Annotated in this window: 16 protein-coding genes; 8 read left to right on the forward strand and 8 right to left on the reverse strand. The window is 74.0% G+C overall.

Annotated features, from left to right (window positions below):
* Positions 1-100: 100 nt before the first annotated feature.
* Genes EDD93_RS26915 through EDD93_RS26925 form a run of 3 tightly spaced genes read left to right on the forward strand, consistent with a single transcriptional unit; the run spans position 101 to position 3,149 of the window.
* Complete coding sequence (locus EDD93_RS26915) at positions 101-865, forward strand: SDR family oxidoreductase (RefSeq protein WP_123528092.1); 765 nt, start codon at positions 101-103, stop codon at positions 863-865.
* Positions 862-2,517 (forward strand): class I adenylate-forming enzyme family protein, encoded by a 1,656-nt coding sequence (locus EDD93_RS26920; RefSeq protein WP_123529367.1) that lies wholly within the window; start codon positions 862-864, stop codon positions 2,515-2,517. Before EDD93_RS26915 ends, EDD93_RS26920 begins: the two co-directional genes overlap by 4 nt.
* Positions 2,518-2,555: 38 nt before the next feature.
* Positions 2,556-3,149, forward strand: a complete 594-nt coding sequence (locus tag EDD93_RS26925) for a TetR/AcrR family transcriptional regulator (RefSeq protein ID WP_123528093.1) — start codon at positions 2,556-2,558, stop codon at positions 3,147-3,149.
* A gap of 109 nt (positions 3,150-3,258) precedes the next feature.
* Here EDD93_RS26925 and EDD93_RS26930 read toward each other — a convergent pair whose 3' ends face one another.
* A complete protein-coding gene (locus EDD93_RS26930; RefSeq protein ID WP_123528094.1) occupies positions 3,259-4,176 on the reverse strand; it encodes a LysR family transcriptional regulator in 918 nt (305 codons plus the stop codon).
* A gap of 74 nt (positions 4,177-4,250) precedes the next feature.
* Between EDD93_RS26930 and EDD93_RS39700 the strand changes: the two genes are divergently transcribed.
* Entirely contained in the window at positions 4,251-4,415 is a 165-nt protein-coding gene (locus EDD93_RS39700; RefSeq protein WP_185092538.1) for a hypothetical protein, read from the forward strand.
* A gap of 63 nt (positions 4,416-4,478) precedes the next feature.
* Complete coding sequence (locus EDD93_RS26935; protein WP_123528095.1) at positions 4,479-9,194, forward strand: HEAT repeat domain-containing protein; 4,716 nt, start codon at positions 4,479-4,481, stop codon at positions 9,192-9,194.
* Between the two features lie 30 nt (positions 9,195-9,224).
* On the opposite strand, the gene EDD93_RS26940 is transcribed toward EDD93_RS26935, so the two are convergent.
* The gene (locus EDD93_RS26940) at positions 9,225-10,439 is read right to left on the reverse strand and encodes an acyl-CoA dehydrogenase family protein (RefSeq protein WP_123528096.1); all 1,215 of its coding nucleotides are present in this window, start codon (positions 10,437-10,439) and stop codon (positions 9,225-9,227) included.
* A gap of 8 nt (positions 10,440-10,447) precedes the next feature.
* A complete protein-coding gene (locus EDD93_RS26945; protein ID WP_123529369.1) occupies positions 10,448-11,470 on the reverse strand; it encodes a phosphotransferase family protein in 1,023 nt (340 codons plus the stop codon).
* A gap of 155 nt (positions 11,471-11,625) precedes the next feature.
* Here EDD93_RS26945 and EDD93_RS26950 point away from each other — a divergent pair, with 155 nt between their 5' ends.
* From EDD93_RS26950 to EDD93_RS26955, 3 genes are all read left to right on the forward strand, one after another.
* On the forward strand, positions 11,626-12,915 hold the full coding sequence (locus tag EDD93_RS26950; protein ID WP_123528097.1) for a glucarate dehydratase family protein: 1,290 nt from the start codon (positions 11,626-11,628) through the stop codon (positions 12,913-12,915).
* Between the two features lie 329 nt (positions 12,916-13,244).
* Positions 13,245-13,376, forward strand: coding sequence for a hypothetical protein (locus EDD93_RS40720; RefSeq protein ID WP_311318339.1), 132 nt, complete (start codon positions 13,245-13,247; stop codon positions 13,374-13,376).
* A gap of 36 nt (positions 13,377-13,412) precedes the next feature.
* Positions 13,413-14,348, forward strand: coding sequence for an NADP-dependent oxidoreductase (locus tag EDD93_RS26955; protein ID WP_123528098.1), 936 nt, complete (start codon positions 13,413-13,415; stop codon positions 14,346-14,348).
* 30 nt (positions 14,349-14,378) lie between these two features.
* On the opposite strand, the gene EDD93_RS26960 is transcribed toward EDD93_RS26955, so the two are convergent.
* From EDD93_RS26960 to EDD93_RS26980, 5 genes are read right to left on the reverse strand one after another with little or no spacing between them, the layout of a single operon-like run.
* Entirely contained in the window at positions 14,379-14,690 is a 312-nt protein-coding gene (locus EDD93_RS26960) for a DUF202 domain-containing protein (RefSeq protein ID WP_123528099.1), read from the reverse strand.
* Positions 14,687-15,082, reverse strand: coding sequence for a YidH family protein (locus EDD93_RS26965; protein ID WP_123528100.1), 396 nt, complete (start codon positions 15,080-15,082; stop codon positions 14,687-14,689). Before EDD93_RS26965 ends, EDD93_RS26960 begins: the two co-directional genes overlap by 4 nt.
* A 43-nt stretch (positions 15,083-15,125) precedes the next feature.
* Positions 15,126-15,638 (reverse strand): NUDIX hydrolase, encoded by a 513-nt coding sequence (locus tag EDD93_RS26970; RefSeq protein ID WP_123528101.1) that lies wholly within the window; start codon positions 15,636-15,638, stop codon positions 15,126-15,128.
* 34 nt (positions 15,639-15,672) lie between these two features.
* Entirely contained in the window at positions 15,673-16,446 is a 774-nt protein-coding gene (locus tag EDD93_RS26975) for a glucose 1-dehydrogenase (RefSeq protein WP_123528102.1), read from the reverse strand.
* 46 nt (positions 16,447-16,492) lie between these two features.
* Positions 16,493-17,131, reverse strand: coding sequence for a TetR/AcrR family transcriptional regulator (locus tag EDD93_RS26980; protein WP_123528103.1), 639 nt, complete (start codon positions 17,129-17,131; stop codon positions 16,493-16,495).
* Positions 17,132-17,206: the final 75 nt, after the last annotated feature.

Raw genomic sequence — 17,206 nt, forward strand, 5'->3', positions numbered from 1 at the left:
CGATGTGGCAGGAGTGACGTATGAGGGGCGCCGGCCTCTTCCCCGACGACATACCGACTGGTTAGTCTGCTGGTGCAGCCGGCAGAGAGAGGCGGGACCGATGAGTACGGTGCAGGGCGCGGGCGTAGTGGTCACGGGAGCCGGAGGCGGCATCGGAGCCGCACTGGCCCGCAGATTCGCCGCCGAGGGCGCACGGGTCGTGGTCAACGACCTCGACGAGGGCCGGATCGAGGCGCTGGCCCGGGAGATCGGCGGCGTCGCCGTCGCCGGTGACGCCTCCGGGATCGTCGACGCCGCCCGGGACGCACTGGACGGCACGGTGGACATCTACTGCGCCAACGCGGGACTCGCCTCGCCCGGGGACGTCTTCGCCGACGAGGAGGTCTGGGCCGCCGCCTGGGACGTCAACGTGATGGCCCACGTCCGCGCCGCCAGGGCGCTGCTCCCGGACTGGCTCGAGCGCGGCAGCGGCAGGTTCGTCTCCACCGCGTCGGCCGCCGGGCTGCTCACGATGATCGGCGCGGCGCCCTACAGCGTCACCAAGCACGGGGTGGTCGCCTTCGCGGAATGGCTCGCGCTCACCTACGGCCACCGGGGCGTCAAGGTCCACGCGATCTGCCCGCAGGGCGTGCGCACCGACATGCTGACCGCGGCCGGATCGGCCGGGGACCTCGTGCTCGCCCCCGGCGCCATCGAGCCCGAGGCCGTCGCCGACGCGCTCCTCGCGGCCATGGCCGAGGACCGTTTCCTCGTCCTGCCGCACCCGGACGTCGCCACGTACTACCGGTCGCGGGCCAAGGACACCGACCACTGGCTCGCCGGCATGAACCATCTCCAGCAGAAGTGGGAGGCGACCGGCGCATGACCGAGTCGATCTACGCGGCGAAGCCCTGGCTCCCGCTGCTCAGCGAGGCCCAGCGGGCCGGGGTCCACCCCGCCGCCACCCTGGTGCACGCCTTCCGCGCCTCGGTGGCCCGCACTCCGGACCACCCGGCGCTGGCCTACTTCGACGGGCGCCTCAGCTACCGCGAGACCGACGCGCTCTCCGACTCCGTGGCCGGTCACCTGGCCGCGCGGGGACTGGAGCGCGGCGACCGGGTCGCGATCATGCTGCAGAACTCGCCGCACTTCGTCATCGCGCTGCTGGGCGCCTGGAAGGCCGGGGCGACGGTCGTCCCGCTCAACCCGATGTACAAGTCGGGCGAGGTCGGCCATGTGCTGAAGGACGCCGAGGTCTCCGCGCTGATCTGCTCGGACCGGGCCTGGGACGCCTATCTGCGGGACACCGCTGCGGCCGCCCCGGCCGTCCGGATCGCCGTCACCGCCTGCGAACTGGACTTCCAGACGGTGAACGACGAGCGGGTGCTCGACTTCGACCGGCTGCCCGCCGACGACGCGGACGATCTGGTGGCCGTCGCCCGCCACGGCCTCGCCGCTCCGGCCGGCCGGGAGCTCACCGCCGCCGACGTGGCGCTGATCAGCTACACCTCAGGGACCAGCGGCACCCCCAAGGGCGCCATGAACGCGCACGGCAACATCATGGTCAACGCCGAGCGCCAGCGCACCGGCCACCCCGTCCCCGAGGGCTCCGCCTACTTCGCCCTCGCCCCGCTCTTCCACATCACCGGCATGGTCTGCCAGCTGGCCGCCTGCCTCGCCAACGCCGGCACCCTGGTCCTGGCGTACCGCTTCCACCCCGGCGTGGTCCTGGACGCCTTCACCGAGCACCGCCCCGCCTACACCGTCGGCCCCTCGACCGCCTTCATGGCGCTCGCCGCGACCCCCGGCGTCACCCCGGCGCACTTCGGCTCCTTCCGGGTGATCTCCTCCGGCGGCGCACCCCTGCCGCCCGCGCTCGTCGAGAAGTTCCGGGCGGACTTCGGCCCGTACATCCGCAACGGCTACGGCCTCACCGAGTGCACCGCGCCCTGCGCCTCCGTGCCGCCCGAGCGCGAGGCCCCGGTGGACCCGGTGTCCGGGACCCTCTCGGTCGGCGTGCCGGGCCCGGACACGGTGGTGCGGATCATCGACGAGAACGGCGCGGACGTGCCCTTCGGCGAGCAGGGCGAGATCGCGGTGCGCGGACCGCAGGTCGTCTCCGGCTACTGGCGGCTGCCCGAGGCCACCGCCGCAGCCTTCCCGGACGGCGAGCTGCGCACCGGCGACATCGGCTTCATGGACCGCGAGGGCTGGCTCTACGTCGTCGACCGCAAGAAGGACATGATCAACGCCTCCGGTTTCAAGGTCTGGCCGCGCGAGGTCGAGGACGTCCTCTACACCCATCCGGCGGTCCGCGAGGCGGCCGTCGTGGGCGTCCCCGACGCCTACCGGGGCGAGACGGTCCGCGCCTACGTCAGCCTGCGGCCGGGCACCTCGGTGGAACCGGGCGAACTGGGCGCGTACTGCAAGGAACGGCTCGCCGCGTACAAGTACCCGCGCGAAGTCGAGGTCCTGACCGAACTTCCCAAGACGGCAAGTGGGAAGATCCTCAGGCGGGAACTGCGTTCACCCCGCTAGGACCGGTTCACGCACGGCACGGAAGGAAGGCGGCGGCCATGGCCAAGGCGACGGACGGGAGCGGCACCCCCGTTCCCCAGCGGCTGCTCGCCGCCGCCACCCGGCTCTTCGCCGAGCAGGGGTACGACCGCACCTCGGTCCAGGAGATCGTGGAGGCGGCCGGCGTCACCAAGGGCGCGCTGTACCACTACTTCGGCTCCAAGGAGGACCTCCTCCAGGAGGTCTACGCCCGGGTGCTGCGGCTCCAGCAGGAGCGCCTCGACGCCTTCGCGGACGCCGACGCGCCCGTGGAGCAGCGACTGCGCGACGCGGCGGCCGACGTGGTCGTCACCACCATCGAGAACCTCGACGACGCCTCGATCTTCTTCCGCTCGATGCACCACCTGAGCCCCGAGAAGAACAAGCAGGTACGGCTGGAGCGGCGCCGCTACCACGAGCGCTTCCGGGCCCTGGTGGAGGAGGGGCAGCGCAGCGGGGTGTTCTCCACCGCGACGCCGGCGGACCTGATCGTCGACTACCACTTCGGCTCGGTCCACCACCTGTCCACCTGGTACCGGCCGGACGGCCCGCTCAGCCAGCAGGAGGTCGCCGACCACCTGGCCGACCTGCTGCTGCGCGCGCTGCGGCCGTAGAACGGCGGACGTGGCGGGGCGGGAGGCGGACGGGACCGGCGTCGCTGAGCCGCCCGGCGGCCGCAGTACAGGGGCCCTCGCCCAGGAACCGTCAGTCAGTACCTGCCACTCAGGACCCGACAGTCAGGGCCTCACTCGGGACCGGCCACTCAGGGCCCGCCCCCGTCAGCCGGTCCAGCAGCGCCCCCGCCGCCGGGTTGCGCGGCCGGGGCGTGCGCCCCGCCAGCACCACCGTCCGGCCGGGCTCCGGCTGCCGGATGCTCACACACGGCAGCCCGGCGTCCTCACCGATCCGGCGCGGCACGATCGCCACGCCGATGCCCGCCCGTACCAGGTCGACGAGCAGCCGGATCTGAGTGACGTCGCAGGTGATCCGGCGCTCCAGACCGCAGTGCGCGGCCAGCCGCCGCACCGCCGTCTCCAGACCGGTGCCGGCCCGGAAGTCGACGAACGGCTCCCCGGCGAGGTCCTTGATCAGGGTGCGCCCGGCCGTCGCCAGCCGGTGGCCCGGGGCGGTGATCAGGACCAGGTCCTCCTGCCAGGAGGCGAACGCCGCCGTGCCGTTCGGGAGCCCGGCCGCGTCCGGCGCCAGATAGGCGAGGTCCAGCTCACCGGCGAGCAGACCGGCAAGCAGCTCCGGGGTCGTCGCCTCGCGCAGGGAGATCTGCACCCCGGGCCTGAGCCGGTGGAAGGCGGCCAGCTCGGCGGCCAGATCCACACAGGTCAGGGTCTGGATCGTGCCGATCCGCACCCGCCCGGTGACCAGGCCCGACACGGCGGCCACCGCGTCGCGCGCCGCGTCCGTCCCGGCCAGCACCGTACGTGCCGACGGCAGCAGCGCCCGGCCCGCCTCGGTCAGCACCACCCGGCGGCCGGTACGGTCGAACAGCTCGGCCCCCAGCTCCCGTTCTAGGTTGCGCACCGACGTGCTCAGCGCGGACTGCACGATCAGTTCGGCGCGCGCGGCCGCGGTGAAACTGCCGTGCGTGATCACCGCCATGAAGTGGCGGAGCTGGCGAATCTCCATCCATCTACGGTACCGATGGCAGCCAGCGAAACCATCTGTTGGACCGAACCGGCTGCCGGGGCCACGCTGGATACATGGCGCACATTCAGACATCAACGCGTGTTCCCGCCCTGTGGACCGTGGCCTACGGGCCGCACCGCCCCTTCAGCGTCCGGATCCTCGCACGGTGCCTGCTGCGGGTCCGGGCCTTCGCCCGCGACCTGGCACTGGCCGAGCACGTACCGTACGGCGGCTACTGAGCCTGCGGGCACGGCCCCGAAAGGGGTTGGTGCGGCCGGGGCGCACCCGGTTAGCATCCGACGATGCGGACGCCGGCCGACGAAGAGATCCACGCCCTGGGCCGACAGACCGGCCACGAGGACCCCGTGCTGCGTCACGCGGCACTCGTCCGGCTGGCCGGACTCGTCACCGCGTGTCCGCCGTCCGACGACGCGCGCGGGGACGCACTCGCCGCACTGCTGCCCGCCTCCCTCACCGGACCGCCGGAGGCCGATCTCCTCCTGGCCGGCCTCTACGAGCGGCTCGGCCACCGGCTGACGGGCCGCCCCCGGCCCCGGTGGCGCACGGCCGGGCAGCTGCCGGCGACGGTACGGACCGCCTGGCTGCGCGCCGATGTCCTGCACGATCCCCGGATCTTCCGCGAGGAGCCGCCGGGTGAGCACCTCTACCAGGCCGTGCGCGGTGTGAGCGTCACCGACGCACACCGGCCGGCCCGGCTGGTGGACGAACTGGCGGCCACCGGCGATCCGGTGCTCGGGGCCGAGGCGCTGCGGCTGGCCCGTGAGGGACTGCACGCCGCACTGCTCGCCCCGGCGGTGGTCCGGGAGCAGCTGATCGCCCTGCTGGCCGCGGACAGCGCCCCGGTCGTCGCGGGCGCGCTGGGCGAACTGGCCCGGCCCTGGGCGGCGATGGCCCCCCTGCCGCCGGGCCTGTTCGCCCCGCTCCTCCTCCCCGGCCCGGTGCGGGAGCGGCCGGGCGGTGCGCCGCAGGGCTCGGTGCCGTGGCAGGCCGGGGAACCGGCGGGGGACGGCGTGCGGAAGCGGCCCGAGGTGGCCGCTGCCGCCCTCGTCACCGCCGCCCGCCACGGCCACCGCGCGCTGCTGCTCCGGGTCGTCGAGGACCCCCGGCAGGCGCCCGGCCTGCGCCGGCGCGGGATGGAGCTGCTCGGTGAACTCGCGGACCGCGACGACATCGGAGCACTGAGCGCTGTCGCCGCCGGCGACCCCCTGCTGCTCGGCGGCCCCGCGGTGGCCTGCCTGCGCGGCCTCCACCGCCGAGGGCACTTCCCGGCCGACGCCGATGTCGGCGTGCTCGTCGGCCTGGCCCTGTCCGACCACTCGATCCCGGCCCGCGACGTGGCGACGGTCCTCTACACCTCCCGCCACGAGGCGCTCAGGGTCCTGACGGACGCGCCGCCCGCCGACCCGGGCTGGCCCCGACGCCTCGAACTGCTTCTCGCGCTGGCCGGACAGGGGACGGGCGACCTCCCGGCCGGGGACGCCGTCACCCGCCTGCTGCCCTCGGCCCCCGAGCCCGCGCCCTTCCTCGGCGCGATCCGCGCACTGCGCCACACGGACGCCGAGGCGGCCGTGCTCGCCCTGCTGCCCCGCGCACCGGCCGCCGCCCTGGACACGCTGGATGCGATCGGCGGGGACCCGACGGTACGGGCCCTGGCCGAAGGGCTGGGCCTCACCACCGGAGCGACGGCTCCCCACCTGCGCCCCGTACGGGGCCGCGCCCTCGAACTGCTCTGGCAGCTGAACCGGGACCCGGAGCGGCGCCGCGCCCTGCTCGGCCGGCTCGACCCCGTCGACCTGCCGCCGCGCGTCGCGGCCGGCCTCGGCGGACCCGACGCGGCCGAACTGGCCCTGCTGAGCTCCCACCTGGACCCGGGCGCACCCGTGGAGGCGCTGTGCCGGCTCGCTGCCCACGGCGATGCCGAGACCCTCCCGGCCATCACCGACCTGCTGTCGCGCGTCGTGGCCGGCCTGGCCGCTTCGAGGAGGCCGGACGCGGCGCCCCGGACCGGCGAGCACGGGCAGCCGGCCGGTGAGCCCGTAGTACCGCAGGAGGTCCTGGACGCCCTGAGCGCCCTCGGCCGCCGACTCCACGAACGGGGCGCGATCCGGCCCGTCTGCCTGCTTGACGTGGACGCGAAGGACGCCGGGCACGCGCTCGTCGCAGGCCTGGCGCTGGACCTCGTCGACCGCCCGGGGCTCTGTGACGACGAGCACGTGGTCCTGCTCGAACTGCTGCTCAGAGCCCCCTGGACCGGCACCCGCGCGCGGGTGCACCGACTGCTGCGCCACCACGACCGGCACGTGCGAGGGCACGTCATCGCCCTCCTCGCGCACGACGCCACGGGAGAGGACGCCCAGGCGCTCTCGGCGTCGCTCATCACCCTGACGAGGGCCCAGGACATCCAGACCGTCCGCCAGGCCCTGCTCGCCCTGGGCCACGCCCGAGCCCACTGGGCGAGCGCGGCGATCTCCGCCTGCCTGGGCCACCCGAACATGAACATCAGGAAGACGGCGGCCGAGGCGCTGATCCGGCCGGGCGCACCGGCGGCGCTCCCCGCACTCCTGTCCCGGCTCGGGCAGGAGGGCAACCCCGGCCTGCGCGCCTCCCTCGTCGCCGCCCTGCGCGCCGTCCTCGGCGACGCCTACGCGGCCACCCTCGTCGCCGCCGCCGAACACAGCCGGGACGACACCGCCCGCCGGCTCCTCCTGGAGGGCCTGCACGGCGCCCTCACCGCACGCTCGGTGCTCGCCCTGGACGAGCAGGAGTCACCGGTGGCGATCTTGCTGCTCACCCTGATCGCATCCCGCCAAGTAGCCCTGGCCGCCGGCCTCGTGACGGACCTGGCGCCGGCCATGGCCGCGCACGGGATCACCGCGCAGCCCGCCCCGGAGGCCCCCGGCGAGGCGGAGCGCGACGTCGAGGCCCTGGCAACCGGGGGCTGGGACCCCGTGACCGCACTGCGCCTGGTGGCCCGGGGCGAGCGCCCCGGCCCCGCCCACAAGGACCGGCTGCGCCCGATGCTGGCCGACTGGCTCGCGCTGGCCGCCTCGCGGCACCCGAAGGTCCGATGCACGGAGGCCCAGGGCGGGGCGGCTTGGGACACGGCAGCCCAGGACACGGCAGCCGGGGGCCCGGCGGCTCGGGGCAGGGCGCGGAGCGCCGACGTGCTGCGGTTCGCGCTGGCGCTCTGCTCCGCGCCCCGGAGCGGCCCGGAACTCGCGGCGCTCGCCCGGTCCGCCCCGCTCCTGCTGGACGCGCTGGCCGACGCCCGCGACTCCTGCCGGAACGAACTGATCGCCGTACTCGAAGAGGTGGCGCCGCTGCTCGCGGCCACCGTGAAACCGGCCGCCGTCACCTCGGTACGCGCCCTGGCCCCCGCACCGGCGACGCGCGGCCGGTCCACCCTGACGCTGCTGCGCCGCCTCGGCGCGATACCGGTCCGCGCCGATCTCGACCGGGCCCTCGCGGCGGCCCGGCTCGCCGCCGACCCCGGGCGCGCCACGACCGCCGTGCTCCGCGAGGCCTTCTCCGTACCGGAGCCCCGGCCGGACGCCGCACCCCGGTCCGAGGCGGCCCTGGCCTGGCGGTCCGCGCTGGCCGACGCGGTCCGGGAACCGGGCGCGCTGGCCGGGTTCCGCCGCACGGACGACGGCGCCGCGCACGACGGCGCCGTCTCCTCCCGGGACCGGCTGGCCGCCCTGATCGAGGCCCACGACGGCGCCGCCCCCGCAGCCCGGGACGCCCTCATCGACTGGATGACCCGGCTCCAGCCCCTGGACGCCCCGCCCTGGACCCTCGCGGAGACCGCCCGCGCTCCGCAGCCGCCGCCGCGCCTGGTCCGGGCCGACGACCTGGACCAGCCTCGGTCGGCGGCCCTGCGGGAGCGGCTGCTCGACATGCTCGGCTCGGCGGATGCGGGGCGCCGCCGGACCGCCGCCGAGGCGCTGGCACGGTGGCCCGAGCCGGAGGCCCGCACGGTGGTGCTGCGCGCGTACCTGCACGGCCGGGTCTCCCTGCCCGCCTCAGCCGTGGCCGGACTCGGCAGCGCGCTGGCCGGCATCGGCGAGAGCGAGCTCCGGGGCGACGGAATCCTGCGTGACAGGGTGGCGGCCGTGGCCGTCGGGCTCGAACCGCAGCAGCGGGAACGGCTCCTGCCGCTGCTCCTCGACTGGTGGCAGCACGCACCGCCCGCCGAGGCCGGCGCCCTCGGCACCGCGTTGCGTGCCCACCCCGCCGACGCGCTGGCGGTGGCACTGGGCGACCGCCTCGACGCCGGGGCCTGGGGCTTCCTGGACCTGCTCGTCGCCCGTACACTCCTGCGCACCCCGGCCCTGACACGGACCTGCCGCCGGCTGCGCGGCGAAGGGCGCGACGAACTCGCCGGCCGGCTGCTCCTGACGGACGGACCCCTGCGGGGGCCGGACGCCGGACAGCGGGACGCGGCGGCACTGGCCGCACTGCGCGAGCGCGACGCGGACCTCCCCGCCGCGAGCCGGCACCGCCCGGCCCGGCGGGAGCTGATGGAGCTGGCCCGGACCGGCGCCCCCGAGCAGATCTGCCGCGCGCTCACCGAGCTGGCCGGGGCGCACACCGACCCCGGCCCCGACCGGGACCCGCACCTGCTGAACCTGCTCGACGAGCTGCTGACGCACCCCCGGCCCAGGGTCCGGCTGCGGGCCCACCGCACCGCGCGGGTGATGCTCGACCGGGCGGCGTACCTGCGCCACACCGGGCAACTGCTGGACGACCCCCGCCCGGACGTGGTGCGCATGGCACTCCGGACGCTCTGCCGGGCGGGCTGGGAGCCGGCGTTCCCGGCCGTCACCGGGCTGCTGGGGCACCCGCACCCGACCGTGCGCGCCGCGGCGGCCGACGCACTGGCCGAGGTGGGCGGGGCGGCGGTCCCGGCGCTCCGTCACGCCGCCGCCCGCGCCCGGCCCGACCGGCGCGCCCGGTACGCGGACGTACTGGACCGGATCGGGACCGGCGGCGACTGACGCCGGCCCACCGCCCCCGGACCCTCCCGGCTACAGGTACTTCTTGATCTCCCGGCGGGCCAGCGACCGCTGGTGCACCTCGTCCGGGCCGTCCGCCAGCCGCAGCGTCCGCGCGGCCGCCCACAGTTCGGCCAGCGGGAAGTCCTGGCTGACGCCGCCCGCACCGTACAGCTGGACCGCCTGGTCGAGGATGGAGACCACTGCACGCGGGGTGGCGATCTTGATGGACTGGATCTCGGTGTGCGCGCCCCGGTTGCCCACCGTGTCCATCAGCCAGGCCGTCTTCAGCACCAGGAGCCGCAACTGCTCCACCGTGACCCGGGCGTCCGCGATCCAGTTCTGCACCACGCCCTGCTGGGCGAGCGGCTTGCCGAAGGCGTTGCGGGACACCGCGCGCCGGCACATCAGCTCGATGGCGCGCTCCGCCATGCCGATCAGCCGCATGCAGTGGTGGATACGGCCAGGGCCCAGCCGCGCCTGGGCGATGGCGAAACCGCCGCCCTCCTCGCCCACCAGGTTCGCCGCCGGCACCCGCACGCCGTCGAAGATCACCTCGGCGTGGCCGCCGTGGTAGTGGTCCTCGTAGCCGTACACCTTCATGGCGCGCTTCACCGTCAGCCCCGGGGTGTCGCGCGGGACGAGGATCTGCGACTGCTGGCGGCGGATGTCGTCGCCGTCCGGGTCGGTCTTGCCCATCACGATGAAGATCGCGCAGTCCGGGTTCATCGCCCCGGAGATGTACCACTTGCGCCCGTTGATGACGTAGTCCCCGCCGTCACGGGTGATCCGGGTCTCGATGTTGGTCGCGTCCGACGAGGCCACCTCCGGCTCGGTCATCGCGAACGCGGACCGGATCTCACCGGCCAGCAGCGGCTCCAGCCACTGCTTCTTCTGCGCGTCGGTGCCGAACTGGGCGAGCACCTCCATGTTCCCGGTGTCCGGCGCCGCGCAGTTCAGCGCGGTCGGCGCCAGCTGCGGGGAGCGGCCCAGGATCTCGGCCAGCGGGGCGTACTGGAGATTGGTCAGCCCCGCGCCGTACTCGGCGTCCGGCAGGAAGAGGTTCCACAGCCCCTGGCGGCGCGCCTCGGCCTTCAGGTCCGCCACGATTCCCGGGGTGTCCCACGGCGACGCGAGCTGCTCCCGCTGCTCGTCCGCGATCCGCTCGGCGGGGTGGACGTGCTCGTCCATGAAGGCGAGCAGCTTGGTGCGCAGCTCCTCGGTACGGGCGTCGAATGCGAAGTCCATGGGGTTGGTCAGCCTTCCTGGAGGGTGGTGAGGCCGTGCGCGATGAAGACGGGGACGAGGTCGCCGATGCGGTCGAAGCCGCCGCCGACGGTCTGGCCCAGCGTGTAGCGGTAGTGGATGCCCTCCAGGATCACGGCGAGCTTGAACCAGGCGAAGGCCGTGTACCAGGAGATGGCGGAGGTGTCCCGGCCGGAGCGGGCGGCGTAGCGCTCGATCAGTTCGGCGGGGGAGGGGTGGCCGGCCGCGCCACTGGTGGTGGAGACCGGTGACTGGGGCAGGCCGAGGTCGGAGCTGTACATCACCAGCAGGCCGAGGTCGGTGAGCGGGTCACCCAGCGTGGACATCTCCCAGTCGAGTACGGCCCTGATCCGGTCGTCGGGGCCGATCAGGACGTTGTCCAGGCGGTAGTCGCCGTGCACCACCGTCGGTGCGGGGGAGACGGGGAGTTCGCGGCCGAGCGCCGCGTGCAGCTCGTCGATGCCCGCCAGTTCACGGTTGCGGGAGGCGTCCAGCTGCTTGCCCCAGCGCCGCAGCTGCCGGTCCAGGAAGCCCTCGGGGCGCCCGAAGTCGCCGAGCCCGACGGCCTGCGGGTCCACGGCGTGCAGTTCGACCAGGGTGTCCACCAGGCCGAGCACGGCCGCGCGGGTGCGTTCGGCGCCGAGCGGGGCGAGCTGTTCCGCCGTGCGGTACGGGGTGCCCTCGACGTACTCCATGACGTAGAACGGCGATCCGATGACGGAGTCGTCCTCGCAGAGCAGCAGCGTCTCGGGGACCGGGACGGCCGTCGGGTGCAGTGCGCTGATCACCCGGTGCTCGCGCTTCATGTCGTGCGCGGTGGCCAGCACATGACCCAGCGGCGGGCGCCGGACGACCCAGTGGCCGGTGCCGTCCGTGACGATGTACGTCAGGTTCGAACGCCCGCCCTCGATCAGCCGGGCGTCGAGCGGTCCGTTCACCAGGCCCGGCCGTTCGCGGTCGAGATGGCCGCGCAACCGGTCGAGGTCGAGGCCTGGCGGGTGGACTGGGCTCATCGTGCGCACCTCCGGGATGAATGAACGGTCGGTGTTCATGATGCCGACCAGTCGGTATGTCGTCCAGTGAACTCCCGGAACCGGATGCAGCCGGTCCGGCACGATCGGCTGTCCAGCCTCTGGTGTTCAGTCGTATCTCTGAATAGAGTTCACGTATGGATACAGCGTTGTTGATCGAAGAAGTCCGGCTCACCCCGATCCTCATTGCCGACCCGCCGCTCCTCAACACCCAGGGCGTCCACCAGCCCTACACCCCGCGCCTTGTCGTGGAGGTCGTCACCCGCGGCGGAGTGACCGGCATCGGGGAGACGTACGGCGACGGCAAGTACCTCGAACTGGCCGAGCCGCTCGCCACCGCCCTGGTGGGCCGCCCGGTCAGCGATCTGAACGGCCTCTTCGCCCTCGCCGACGAGGTGTGCGCGGATTCACGCGCCGCCGACGAGCGGGTCGACGCGGGCGGACTGCGCGGCGTGCAGACCGCGGACAAGCTGCGGCTCTCGGTGGTGTCCGGCTTCGAGGTGGCCTGTCTGGACGCGCTGGGCAAGTCGCTCGGCCTGCCGGTGCACGCGCTGCTCGGCGGCAAGGTGCGCGACACCGTCGAGTACAGCGCCTACCTCTTCTACCGCTGGGCCGAGCACCCGGCGGGCGGCGAGCGCGACGACTGGGGAGCGGCCGTCGACCCGGCCGGAGTCGTCGCCCAGGCGCGGCGGTTCGCCCGCGACTACGGCTTCTCCTCCTTCAAGCTGAAGGGCGGCGTCTTCCCGCCCGACCAGGAGATCGCCGCGGTCCGCGCACTGGCCGAGGCGTTCCCCGGCCGGCCACTGCGTCTCGACCCCAACGGCGCCTGGTCCGTCGAGACCTCGCTGTACGTCGCCGAGCAGCTCAAGGGCGTACTCGAATACCTGGAGGACCCGGCGGCCGGTACCGCGCTGATGGCCGAGGTCGCGGCCGGCACCGACGTACCGCTGGCCACCAACATGTGCGTCACCACCCTCGCGGAGGTCCCCGAGGCCTTCGCGAACGACGCCGTCCAGGTCATCCTCTCCGACCACCACTACTGGGGCGGCCTGCACCGCACCCGTGAACTCGCCGGGATCTGCCGCACCTTCGGCGTCGGGCTCTCCATGCACTCCAACACCCACCTCGGGATCAGCCTCGCCGCCATGACCCACGTCGCGGCCACCGTCCCCAACCTCGACTACGCCTGCGACAGCCACTACCCCTGGCAGACCGAGGACGTCATCACCGCCCGCCACGTCTTCGAGGACGGCAGGCTCACCGTCTCCGACGCCCCGGGCCTCGGGGTGGAACTGGACCGGGACCGCCTGGCGGAACTGCACCGCCGCTGGCTCGACGACGACAGCACGATGCGCGAGCGCGACGACGCCGCCGCGATGCGCAAGGCCGAGCCCGGGTGGCGGACGCCGTCGATCCCGCGCTGGTGAGGACCCCGCGCCGGGCGGCCGGGCCCCCCGGCCCCGTGCGCCCGGCCCGGAGCCCGCTCAGTCGTCCCAGCCCTGCGCGACCGGGTGCTGATCGACTGCACCAACGCGGTCGGACCCGGCTTCGTCCTCACCACCGAAGGCGGCCCCGGAGCCGCCCGTTCCCTCGCCGATGCCACCGGGGCCCGGGTCATCAAGGCCTTCAACCACCTCCCGGACGCGGTCTGGCGGCTCACCCCGCCCGCCTTCGCCGACGGCCCGGTCGCCGTCCCGCTGTGCGGGGACGACGAGGACGCCCTGGGGACCGTGGCGGCACTGGTGCGGGACCTGGGATGCGAGCCGCTGACAGCGGGCTCGACCGGGCCGCCTGCCTGGAGGCGACCACGGCCTTCCTCATCGGGCTCTGGCACTCCGGTTTCGACCCGCGCCGCCTGCTGCCGCCCTACGCCGCCGCCACGGCATGACTTGCGCCGCCCGCGGGCCGCACCGATGGTCGGAGGATGAAGGCGATCAGCTACAGCGGATACGGCGATGCCGACGTCCTGGAGTACGGCGAGCGGCCCGACCCCAAGGTCGGCCCCGACACCGTCCTGGTGAAGGTGCGGGCCGCCGCGGTCAACCCGGTGGACCGGCAGGCGCGGCAGGGGAACCTGGACGCCGCCCTCGACACGGTCTTCCCGGTGATCCCCGGCTGGGACGTCTCCGGGGTCGTCGTGCAGCCCGGCGTCGCCGTCGACGAGTTCGCCGTCGGCGACGAGGTCATCGGGTACGTGCGGGAGGACTTCCTCAGCCGCGGCACCTTCGCGGAGTACGTCGCCGCGCCCGTGCGCACACTCGCCCGCAAACCGCTGAGCCTGAGCTTCGAGGAGGCCGCCGGTCTGCCGCTGGCCGGCCTCACCGCCTACCAGGTGCTCCACCGCTCGCTGCGGATCCGCAACGGGGACACCGTCCTGGTGCACGCGGCGGCGGGCGGGGTCGGCTCGCTGGCCGTCCAGCTCGCCCGCCACGCGGGCTGCCGGGTCATCGGCACCGCGAGCGCCCACAACCACGATCACCTCCGGCAGCTCGGCGCGGAGCCCGTGGAGTACGGGGACGGGCTGGTGGACCGGCTGCGGGCGCTGGCCCCGGACGGGATCGACGCCGCCTTCGACACGGTGGGCGGCGACGCGCTGCGGGCCTCCGCCGAGACGCTCGCGCCGGACGGGCGGCTGACCTCCATCGTGGACAGCGAGGTGTTCTCGTACGGCGGCAAGTACGCCTTCGTGCGGCCCGACGCGAAGGACCTCGCCCATCTGGCCGAACTGGCCGAGCGTGGCATCGTCACGGTCCACGTCGACCGGGTCTTCCCGCTGGAGCAGACGGCCGAGGCGCACCGGCTCAACGCCCAGGGGCGCACCCGGGGGAAGATCGTCGTCACGGTGGACTGGGAGAGCTGACGGGCGCGCGCCCGGCCCCGGGCCGGGCGGTCAGAACAGCATGGCCGCCGCGAACACGGCCAGCGCGACCGTGCACCCCGCCGCCGCCAGCGCCGCGCGCGCACCGAGCGGGCGCGGCCGCGCGGTACCCATCCCCTGCACCCGGCGGTTCGCCACCCGCAGGAACCCCAGCCAGGCGAACACGCTCAGGGACAGCGCGACGATCCCCGCCGGGCCCGCCCCGCCGTGCAGCGCCTGCTTGCCCGCCAGCAGCGCCACCACCGTGCACGACAGCGTGGTGCGCCGCCAGGCCAGCCTGGTCCGCTCCGGCTGGAGCCCGGGATCGCGTTCCGTCGCGGTCACCGCCCCTCCCAGCCGAACAGGACCACCACCACCATCGCCACGGCCACCACCGCGACCGCGAGACTCAGCAGCGTCGGGAACCGGGACACCGGCAGGTCCTCGCCGCGCCGCATCGCCCGCTCGCACCGCACCCAGTGGTTGACGGCCCGCAGCGCGCACAGCACCCCGGCGGCGAGCAGCGCCAGCGCCAGGCCGGCGCGCACGCCCCAGGACAGTTCGGGCAGGAACTGGTCGACCGCGAATCCGCCGCCGATCAGCGCCAGCGCCGTCCGGATCCAGGCGAGGAAGGTCCGCTCGTTGGCGAGGGAGAAGCGGTAGTCGGGGGTGTCGCCCTCTTCGCGGATTCGCTGCGGCGCGAACCACAGCCGCAGACTCTGTACGAATTCGTTCACGTCCGGACCTTATCTGCCACTTCGGTACCCGGTGCGGGGCCGTTCAGGATGCTTCGCGGAACGCCCGAAGCCGTCGGTACGCCTCGATGCCGTCCGGCACCCACGGCCAGTCGCCGAGCCGCCGCTCCAGCTCGTCGTCGGTGAGGAAGGTGTGCCAGGCGACCTCTTCCACCTGCGGCTTCACCGGCAGCTCGCACCGGACCCGGTACACGTAGGACCACCAGGTGTGCCCGCCGCCCTCGTAGAGGAACTTGAAGAGCGGCTCGGGGCGGGGGAGCCCGGTGACACCCAGCTCCTCCTCGGCCTCCCGCAGCGCCGCCTCGTCGTAGCTCTCGCCCGCACCGACCACCCCGCCGACGAACATGTCGTAGTGGGACGGGAAGACCAGCTTCGTGGCGGTCCTGCGGTGCACGAAGATCCGGCCGTCGGCGTCCCGGGCCTCGATAAACGCGCAGCGGTGGCGCAGGCCGCGCGCGGTCGCCTCGCCGCGCGTGGCCTGCCCGACGACCTCGTCGTTCTCGTCGACGATGTCCAGGAGCTCGTCAGAAGGTGTCATGCACCTCATCCAACAGCAGAGCGCCCGGCGGCGATCACTGCCCCATGACGTACTTGACGGTCGGGCCCGTGGTCCAGCCGCCGTCCACGGCGAGTTCGGCGCCGGTGATGTAGGAGGCGGCGTCCGAGAGCAGGAAGACGACGGCCTCGGCGATCTCGCCGGCCTCGCCGACCCGGCCCATCGGAGTGTTGGGGTAGTTGCCGTCGCCCTGCTGGATGCCGACGGAGGCGGTCATCGGCGTGTAGACCATGCCGGGGTGCACCGAGTTCACCCGCACCTTCGCCGTGCCGAGCTCCACCGCGCCGACCTTGGTCAGCCCGCGCACGCCCCATTTGGACGCGCCGTAGCTGGAGGTCAGGGCCAGGCCCATCAGCCCGGCGGCCGAGGAGATGTTGACGATCGAGCCGCCGCCGTTCTCCTTCATCAGCGGGATCACCGTCTTCATGCCGATGAAGACGGCCGTCAGGTTGATGTCGATGACCTTGCGGAAGTGCTCGACCGTCTCGCTCTCCAGCGGCTGCCCGGTGGAGACCCCGGCGTTGTTGACCAGGCCGTCGATCCGGCCGAACTCGGCGAGGGCGAAGGCGGCCACGCGCTGCCAGTCCTCCTCGGAGGTCACGTCGTGGTGCACGAAGCGGGCCTTCGGGCCGAGCCCCGCCGCGGTGGCCGCGCCCTCCTCGTCCAGCACGTCGGTGATCACCACGTTCGCGCCGCCGGCCACGGCGAGGCGCGCGGCCTCGGCGCCGAGGCCGCGCGCGGCGCCGGTGATGACGACGGTCCGGTCACTGAGGTTGTTCTTCTCGGTCATGACATGTCCTTCATGTGATGCGGGTGGTTCGTTCGGTGCGGGCGGTTCACGCGCCGTGCGGCGCGGGGGCGTGCAGGAACGCGGTGGTGGTCCCGACGAGATCGGCGAGGAAGAGCTCCTGGCCGGTCAGCGGCTCGGTGCCGTCGAGTCCCTGGCGGGCGCGGTCGGCCAGCGCCGCGCCGATCAGGGTGAGTGCCAGATCGAGCCGCTCCAGGCGGACCGGCTCCGCCAGCGCGTCCAGGCGGTCCCCGATCCGGCCGATCAGCCGGCCGTAGGCCGTGCCGTCCAGGGCGGGGTGCAGGCGGCCGGTCCGCAGGCCGGTCTCGTGGCTCAGCTGGGCCGAGACCCGCAGACAGCGCCGGCCCCGGTCGTCGGTGAGCAGGCTCGCCTCGGCCGTCACCAGCGCGGTGAGCAGCTCCCGTACGCCGCAGTCCTCGGCGAGTGCGTCGAGCAGCGGTGCCACCACCTGTTCGGTACGGGCCTGGCGGCCCGCCATCACCGCGTCGAGCAGCCCTGCGCGGGAGCCGAAGTGGTACTGGACCGCCGACGGATTGCTCTGCCCCGCCAGCCGGACGATGTCCCGCAGCTGGGCGCCGTCCGTACCCTGTGCGGCGAAGATCTCCTCGGCCGCGCGGATCAGCTTGTCCCTGGTCTCTTGTCCTGACTGTCCTGACGTTCTCGCCATGCCGCAACTGTAATGCTGGCCATTATTAATTGCCAGGACGGGGCGGCCGCACGGCTGTGAGAAAGGGGACAACCG

The organism is Streptomyces sp. 840.1, assembly GCF_003751445.1.
Taxonomy (GTDB): Bacteria; Actinomycetota; Actinomycetes; order Streptomycetales; family Streptomycetaceae; genus Streptomyces.